Origin of the sequence: Staphylococcus kloosii (assembly GCF_032139365.1) — a bacterium.
GTDB classification, from domain to species: Bacteria; Bacillota; Bacilli; order Staphylococcales; family Staphylococcaceae; genus Staphylococcus; species Staphylococcus kloosii_A.
The window spans coordinates 1-7,195 of record NZ_JAVTDB010000033.1 but is presented as its reverse complement, the minus strand read 5'-3'; the positions used below and the strand labels follow the sequence as shown (position 1 = coordinate 7,195).

6 protein-coding genes are annotated in these 7,195 nt (G+C 33.4%); 5 read left to right on the top strand and 1 reads right to left on the bottom strand.

The window, feature by feature from the left end:
• Nucleotides 1-384 precede the first annotated feature (384 nt).
• On the bottom strand, nucleotides 385-1,521 hold the full coding sequence (locus tag RPL90_RS03410) for a nucleotidyltransferase (RefSeq protein ID WP_313545562.1): 1,137 nt from the start codon (nucleotides 1,519-1,521) through the stop codon (nucleotides 385-387).
• A 126-nt stretch (nucleotides 1,522-1,647) separates the two neighbouring features.
• Here RPL90_RS03410 and RPL90_RS03405 point away from each other — a divergent pair, with 126 nt between their 5' ends.
• The 5 genes from RPL90_RS03405 to pheT all read left to right on the top strand — a co-directional run bounded on the left by RPL90_RS03405 (nucleotide 1,648) and on the right by pheT (nucleotide 7,098).
• Entirely contained in the window at nucleotides 1,648-2,187 is a 540-nt protein-coding gene (locus tag RPL90_RS03405) for a YceD family protein (protein WP_313545560.1), read from the top strand.
• Nucleotides 2,188-2,268: 81 nt separating this feature from the next.
• Nucleotides 2,269-2,442 carry a 50S ribosomal protein L32 gene (rpmF, locus tag RPL90_RS03400; RefSeq protein ID WP_002435373.1) on the top strand — a complete coding sequence of 58 codons (174 nt, stop codon included), beginning with the start codon at nucleotides 2,269-2,271 and terminating at the stop codon, nucleotides 2,440-2,442.
• A gap of 129 nt (nucleotides 2,443-2,571) precedes the next feature.
• Entirely contained in the window at nucleotides 2,572-3,312 is a 741-nt protein-coding gene (locus RPL90_RS03395) for a TrmH family RNA methyltransferase (protein ID WP_313545564.1), read from the top strand.
• 325 nt (nucleotides 3,313-3,637) lie between these two features.
• Complete coding sequence (pheS, locus tag RPL90_RS03390; protein ID WP_313545557.1) at nucleotides 3,638-4,696, top strand: phenylalanine--tRNA ligase subunit alpha; 1,059 nt, start codon at nucleotides 3,638-3,640, stop codon at nucleotides 4,694-4,696.
• The gene (gene pheT / locus RPL90_RS03385) at nucleotides 4,696-7,098 is read left to right on the top strand and encodes a phenylalanine--tRNA ligase subunit beta (RefSeq protein WP_313545555.1); all 2,403 of its coding nucleotides are present in this window, start codon (nucleotides 4,696-4,698) and stop codon (nucleotides 7,096-7,098) included. The genes pheS and pheT overlap by 1 nt, the downstream gene beginning before the upstream one ends.
• Nucleotides 7,099-7,195 lie beyond the last annotated feature (97 nt).

The following is a 7,195-nucleotide window of genomic DNA, read 5'->3' as shown; positions in this document are numbered from 1 at the left end:
GACACTTTCTATTCTGTCAGGAGTCTTGCTCAAAATAAGAGTGTGTTAATGACAATGGAAACAACAGTACTAATAGAGTAGCTATTTCATTCATCTTTCTTTTTAATGTAGGAAGCGGATTGTAAGTAACATATTTTGAGCTACGTTTTCCTACGTGAAAGGCTCAAGCCTGTAGTCTCGAGACACTTTCTATTCCGTCAGGCGTCTTGCTCAAAATAAGAGTGGCCAATTTTTAGTTAGCGTTAGGGTCATAATTTATAAACAGGGGTCTTGTTTGAAATTGATATGTGGCGAAAGTTAAAAGATAGAATTTTTGTGTAACTCAATTAAATGACACTAACTGTATTGATTAGTTAATCTAGTTAGTGTCATTGCTATATGGGTTTAATTTTTAATGATAACCGGTGAATTAAAATCAGTTGCTGTATTATTAAAAATATTATTGTATACATTTGTAGCTTGGATTTCATATTTAAAGTAATGTGCGTTTTGCTTATTGATATTAGTTACATAGTTGCGCTCAGGAAATTGCGTTTTTAAATGTTTAATATAAGCTTGTCCGCGCTTGCTCATGCCTAATATATGTACGGCATCTATAGATTGTGGCTTTTCATGTTGTTGGAAATTCAATAATACGTTCATTAATACTCTTTGAATATGTGTACGTGTATAGCGTTTAGATTTTAAAGCGTCGATAAGTTGAGAGTGAGAAGTCGATGCTGAAATTACTTTCTTCAATCTTTGTTCCAATCCTTCGCTCATTGTATGTATTTGACTCAGTTGTTTTGCATCATGAGTCAAAACTGCGTGTTTTATAAATGGGAAGCAAGATTCCGTATCAGCCTTAGGTTGTTGATATAATTGTACAATTTGGGAAGGTACTACGTTTTGCCAATTGTTTTGATTAGAAATTAATGCATTTCTTATAGAAGTACCGCTTGCAAATGAATGATTTGTAATTCCGTCGTCATGATGATGCGCTTGATGTCGTTCTATCGTCCATGGTTTTATATGAGGAGCAAGATTATTAATGGCTTGTATGTATGATAAACCTAACGTGTTATTAGGTTCTTTTAACAATTCACTATGCTCAAGTAGTTCACTTAAAATACGTGGATAGCTTTTACCTTCTTTTTGTTTTTGCACAAATAGTGGCGATTGCTCAATTGCTTTCATATCTTCGACAGTATTATGAAATTCAGTTATGTCTCCGGACTCACTACCAAAAGATAAATGATTTGCATCAAGATAATCGGCAACTTGTATTGCACTGTTAGCAAAATATTGTCCTGCTGACATAGAAGCATAGGCGGGTAATTCGACGACGATGTCAACGTCAGATAGTGCCATTTCGGCTCTTACAAATTTATTATAAATGGCTGGTTCGCCACGCATTACAAATTGACCGCTCATAATAGCTATCGATACATCAGATTGTGTTATTGACTTTGATTGCTGAGCATGGTATAAGTGACCATTGTGGAAGGGATTATACTCGGTAACTAGCGCAACACTTTTCATTTGCATTTCTTCCTTTCAGTATTCATTATTAATATTATATCAGATACATAAGTGTTAAGAAAAAATCTTGACAACTTATGTCTATAAAGTTAAAATAAATTTTGTGCTTGTTAGAGGTGAAGCCGTATGAAATGGTCGATAACACAATTAAGAAAATATCAAGATAAACCTTTTGAATTTCATCAAACGGTTAACTTTGATCATTTAAAAGAAACATTGGATTTAATAGATTTATCAGATATTACTATCGATGGTGAGTTAACAGTAAAATCAAATGAAGTTATTGCAGATATGCATATTACTGGCACATATACGATGCCATGTGCAAGAACTTTAAAACCAGTTGAAGTACCGCTTGATACAACTTCACAAGAAATTTTTGATTTAGATGGCTACTATGCAGATAGTGAAGATGATGAACATTATCATGACGCATCTGATGGAATGATAAATTTAAAAGATATTGCTGAAGAACTTGTCATCATTGAAAAACCAATGCGTGCATTTGCTGATAACAGTGAAGTAATAATGCGCGAAGGTAATGGTTGGGAAGTTTTAGACGAAGAACAAGCGGCTGAACTTGCTAAGAAACAGGAAGAATCAGAGTCTAAGCAAATCGATCCAAGGCTTCAGAAATTACACCAATTATATGATGAAGAGCAATAGCAGATTTATGTATTCTATAGTATAATTGAATATTGAATCTGACATTAATGATTTTGTGTTTAAATATAAGGAGGATAAATCATGGCAGTACCAAAAAGAAGAACGTCAAAAACTAGAAAAAACAAACGTCGTACGCATTTCAAAATTTCAGTACCTGGAATGACTGAATGCCCAAGTTGTGGAGAATACAAACTATCTCACCGTGTATGTAAAAACTGTGGTTCTTACAATGGTGAAGAAGTTGTATCTAAATAATTATATTATAAAAATGACTCATTAGTGGTCATGTAAATCGTTCATTAATTATTACATTGATAATTTGTGAACGATTTTTTCATATGTTTAATCACTAGCATGTTAAATAAATATAGGCGAGGATAAATGATGGAAAATATTACTTCGGCTCAAAATAATAAAATTAAGCAAGCAATTAAGTTAGCAAAAAAACGTGAGCGAGACAAGACAGGTCTTGCACTAATTGAAGGTTATCATTTAATTGAAGAAGCGTATAAAAGCAATGTTACGATCAAACAATTGTTTATGGTTGAACCAGATAGAGTTGATGATGCAATCATCGAACATGCTGAATATACTTTTGAAATTAATTTAAAAGTTGCAGAAGCCTTATCTGGCACGGTAACACCACAAGGATTTTTTGCGGTGATTGAAAAACCTGTTTATGATAAAAATAATGCACAGCAAGTATTACTTATCGATAGAATTCAAGACCCAGGTAATTTAGGAACATTAATAAGAACAGCAGATGCAGCTGGTTTAGATTTAATTGTTTTAGAAAAAGGGACTGCAGACCCATACCAAGATAAAGTTTTAAGAGCAAGTCAGGGTAGTGTATTTCATTTGCCAATTATCATTGCGGAGTTAATTGATTTTGTGAATGATTATGAAGGCCCAATTTATGGCACGGCGCTTGAAAATGCTATGTCATTCAAATCAATTGAGCAACAAGAAAAATTTGGGATTTTATTAGGTAACGAAGGTGAAGGTGTAAAACCTGAGTTACTAGAAGCAGTTACCGATAACATTACAATACCTATATACGGTAAGGCTGAAAGTTTAAATGTTGCTATTGCTGGTAGCATATTAATGTATCATTTGAAAGGTTGACCCTATAAAGTATATTCGTATATAATTAATACAAATCACTACATTAATTTAATATAAACCGATAAAAAGACGTAAACTATTAGACGTTATTGTTCAGGGAGAATAAACAGAGACTGCAATTTATTCCAGTAACAAATAGTTTTTTTCACCTTTTTGGTTACTTAAAGAAATTTAAGTCGGAATTAGATTCCGTTATCAAGATGTTACAAGCGTATGCTAAGGCATAAATTTGGGTGGTACCACGGAAGACTTTCGTCCCTTTATTACAGGGGTGAAAGTCTTTTTTTATTGGTAATAAAAGTGAGCGAAATGAGGAGGAGAAAGTATGGTTCAAACTGAAGAGATGTCACAGTTACAACAACAAGCATTAATAGACATTAATGAAGCTGCGAATGAAAAAGAATTACAAGATGTTAAAGTTAAATATTTGGGTAAAAAAGGTTCAGTTAGTGGATTAATGAAACATATGAAAGATTTACCTAATGAAGAGAAACCTCAATATGGACAACAAGTAAATGAAGTGCGACAAGCTATTGAAACTGAAATTGAATCACGCCAAGAACTATTGGCTAAAGAACAATTAGAGCAACAGCTAGCAACTGAAAAAATTGATGTTACGTTACCTAGTCGTAAAATCGCAATCGGTGCAAAACACCCTTTAACGCGCACAATTGAAGAAATAGAAGATTTATTTTTAGGTTTAGGCTATGAGATTGTTGACGGTTTTGAAGTAGAGCAAGACTATTACAATTTTGAGGCATTAAATTTACCTAAATCACACCCTGCACGAGATATGCAAGATAGTTTCTATATCACTGAAGAAATATTAATGCGTACACATACTTCCCCAGTACAAGCAAGAACAATGGAACAAAGAAATGGCAAAGCACCTGTTAAAATTATATGTCCTGGTAAAGTATATCGACGTGATTCAGACGATGCGACACATAGTCATCAATTTACGCAAATTGAAGGTTTAGTCGTTGATGAAAATATAAAAATGAGTGACCTTAAAGGTACTTTAGAATTATTAGCAAAAAGTTTATTTGGTGACGAGCGAGAAATTCGTTTACGACCAAGTTATTTTCCATTCACTGAACCTTCAGTAGAAGTGGATATTTCATGTTTCAAATGTCAGGGTAAAGGTTGTAACGTTTGTAAACATACAGGCTGGATAGAAATTTTAGGTTCTGGAATGGTACATCCAAATGTTTTAGAAAAGGCTGGATACGATTCTACAAAATATACAGGTTTTGCATTTGGTATGGGCCCAGATCGTATTGCAATGTTGAAATACGGTATTGAAGATATTCGTCATTTCTATACAAATGATGTGAGATTCTTAAATCAATTTAAAGCAGTAGAAGATAGAGGTGAACAATAATGTTAATTTCAAAAGAATGGTTAGAATCTTACGTTAATGTCAATCAACCTGTTAATGTTCTTGCCGAAAGAATAACACGTACAGGTATTGAAGTTGACGATATTATTGATTATACGCAAGATATTAAAAATTTAGTTGTCGGTTATATAATTTCAAAAACTTCACATCCTGACGCAGACAAATTAAATATTTGTTCAGTAGATATCGGTGAAGAGGAACCAGTACAAATTGTTTGTGGTGCGCCAAACGTAGATGAAGGGCAAACAGTAATCGTTGCTAAAGTAGGTGGTAGATTACCTGGTGGTATTAAGATAAAGAAAGCTAAATTACGTGGCCAACAATCTGCTGGTATGATTTGTTCATTACAAGAAATTGGTATAGCTAGTAATTTAGTGCCTAAACAATTTGAAGATGGTATATTTGTTTTCCCTGAAACTGTAGAACCAGGTACAGATGCACTGTCTGCATTATTTTTGAATGATCAAGTAATGGAATTTGATCTAACACCAAATAGAGCAGATGCACTAAGCATGGTTGGTACGGCGTATGAAACTGCTGCACTTTATAATACTTCTATGGCCAAACCACAAACGGAAACTACAGATGCTGATGAATCAATTCATGACAGTATGTCTGTAACGATAGACAACCCAGATAAAACACATTATTACAGCGTAAGAGGGGTTAAAAACGTTAAAATTGCTCCTTCTCCAATTTGGATGCAAACACGTTTAATTAAAGCAGGCATTAGACCTATAAATAATGTTGTAGATATTTCAAACTATGTGTTATTAGAATATGGTCAACCATTGCATATGTTCGATAAAGACCAAATCGGGTCAGAACAAATCGTCGTAAGACAAGCACAAGAAAATGAAACAATGACAACACTTGATGACCAACAACGTAGTTTAGTTTCAGGTGATATTGTAATTACTAATGGCCAACAACCTGTCGCTTTAGGTGGCGTCATGGGTGGAGACTTTTCAGAAGTAACACCAAATACGACTAATGTGTTAGTCGAGGGTGCTATTTTTGATCCTGTGTCCATTCGACATACATCTCGTAGATTAAACTTACGTAGTGAATCTTCAAGTCGTTTTGAAAAAGGTATTGCGACTGAATTCGTTAACGAAGCTGTAGATAGAGCTTGTTATTTATTAGAAACTTATGCCGGTGGAACCGTGTTAAAAGACCGTGTATCACAAGGTGACTTAGGTGAATTTGTTACGCCGATAAATATAACTGTAGATAAAGTTAACAATACGATTGGTTTTGACTTAAGTGCAGAGGATATCATTAATATCTTTGTACAATTAGGTTTTAAAACTGAAAACAATAATGACACTTTAACTGTACATGTACCATCAAGACGTAAAGATATTACGATTCAAGAAGATTTAATTGAAGAAATTGCTAGAATATATGGTTATGACGAAATTCCATCTACATTACCAGTATTTGATACTGTTACAAGTGGTAAATTGACTGACAGACAAGCTAAAACACGAATTGTTAAAGGTTCATTAGAAGGGGCGGGCTTGAGCGAAGCAATTAATTATTCTTTAATTAATAAAGAAAGAGCACGACAATTTACTCTAGTTGATAGAAATATTACAGAGTTATTAATGCCTATGAGTGAAGCGCATTCGACTTTACGTCAAAGTTTAATTCCACATTTAATTGATGCCGTATCTTATAATGTTGCTCGTAAGAATAAAGACGTAAGATTATTTGAAATAGGACGCGTATTTTTCGACAATGGTAAAGGCGAGTTACCAGATGAAGTAGAATACTTAAGTGGTATTTTAACTGGCGATTATGTAACAAATGATTGGCAAAATAAAAAAGAAGAAATTGATTTCTTCATCGCTAAAGGTGTCGTAGACCGAATCGCAGAAACGTTAGATATCACTTTTGACTATGCTAACGGCGAAATTGAAGGTATGCATCCAGGTAGAACCGCTATGATTTATTTAAACGATGAAGTTGTAGGTTTTGTTGGAGAATTACATCCAACAGTTGAGCAATCTTATGACTTAAACCGTACTTATGTATTTGAATTAAACTATGAAAAATTAATGGCTGTTCAAGTTGGTTATATTAATTATGAACCAATTCCAAGATTCCCGGGTGCGGCAAGAGATATAGCATTATTAATTAATCGAGAAACACCATCAGCAGAACTAATTCAAACAATTAAACAACATGGTGGCAATATTTTACAGGATACACAAGTGTTCGATGTTTATGAAGGAGAACACGTTGCTGAAGATCAAAAATCTGTAGCAATAAGACTATATTATTTAGATACAGAAGAGACATTAACTGATGATAAAGTTAATGCTGTCCATAATGATATTTTAGAAGCGTTACAAAATAATGGGGCAACAATAAGATAATATTACTATAAGTAAACGAATTTAAGAGATTAATATCTATAATTAAAATAAAAACGTCAATTTCTATTAAAAATATAGAAATTGACGTTTTATTAAT

What these genes read in the sequence shown, in the direction of transcription:
- RPL90_RS03405 (WP_313545560.1), top strand. Translation starts at nt 1,648, where the DNA reads ATGAAATGGTCGATAACACAATTAAGAAAATATCAAGATAAACCTTTT.
- rpmF (WP_002435373.1), top strand. Translation starts at nt 2,269, where the DNA reads ATGGCAGTACCAAAAAGAAGAACGTCAAAAACTAGAAAAAACAAACGT.
- RPL90_RS03395 (WP_313545564.1), top strand. Translation starts at nt 2,572, where the DNA reads ATGGAAAATATTACTTCGGCTCAAAATAATAAAATTAAGCAAGCAATT.
- RPL90_RS03410 (WP_313545562.1), bottom strand. Translation starts at nt 1,521, where the DNA reads ATGAAAAGTGTTGCGCTAGTTACCGAGTATAATCCCTTCCACAATGGT.
- pheS (WP_313545557.1), top strand. Translation starts at nt 3,638, where the DNA reads ATGGTTCAAACTGAAGAGATGTCACAGTTACAACAACAAGCATTAATA.
- pheT (WP_313545555.1), top strand. Translation starts at nt 4,696, where the DNA reads ATGTTAATTTCAAAAGAATGGTTAGAATCTTACGTTAATGTCAATCAA.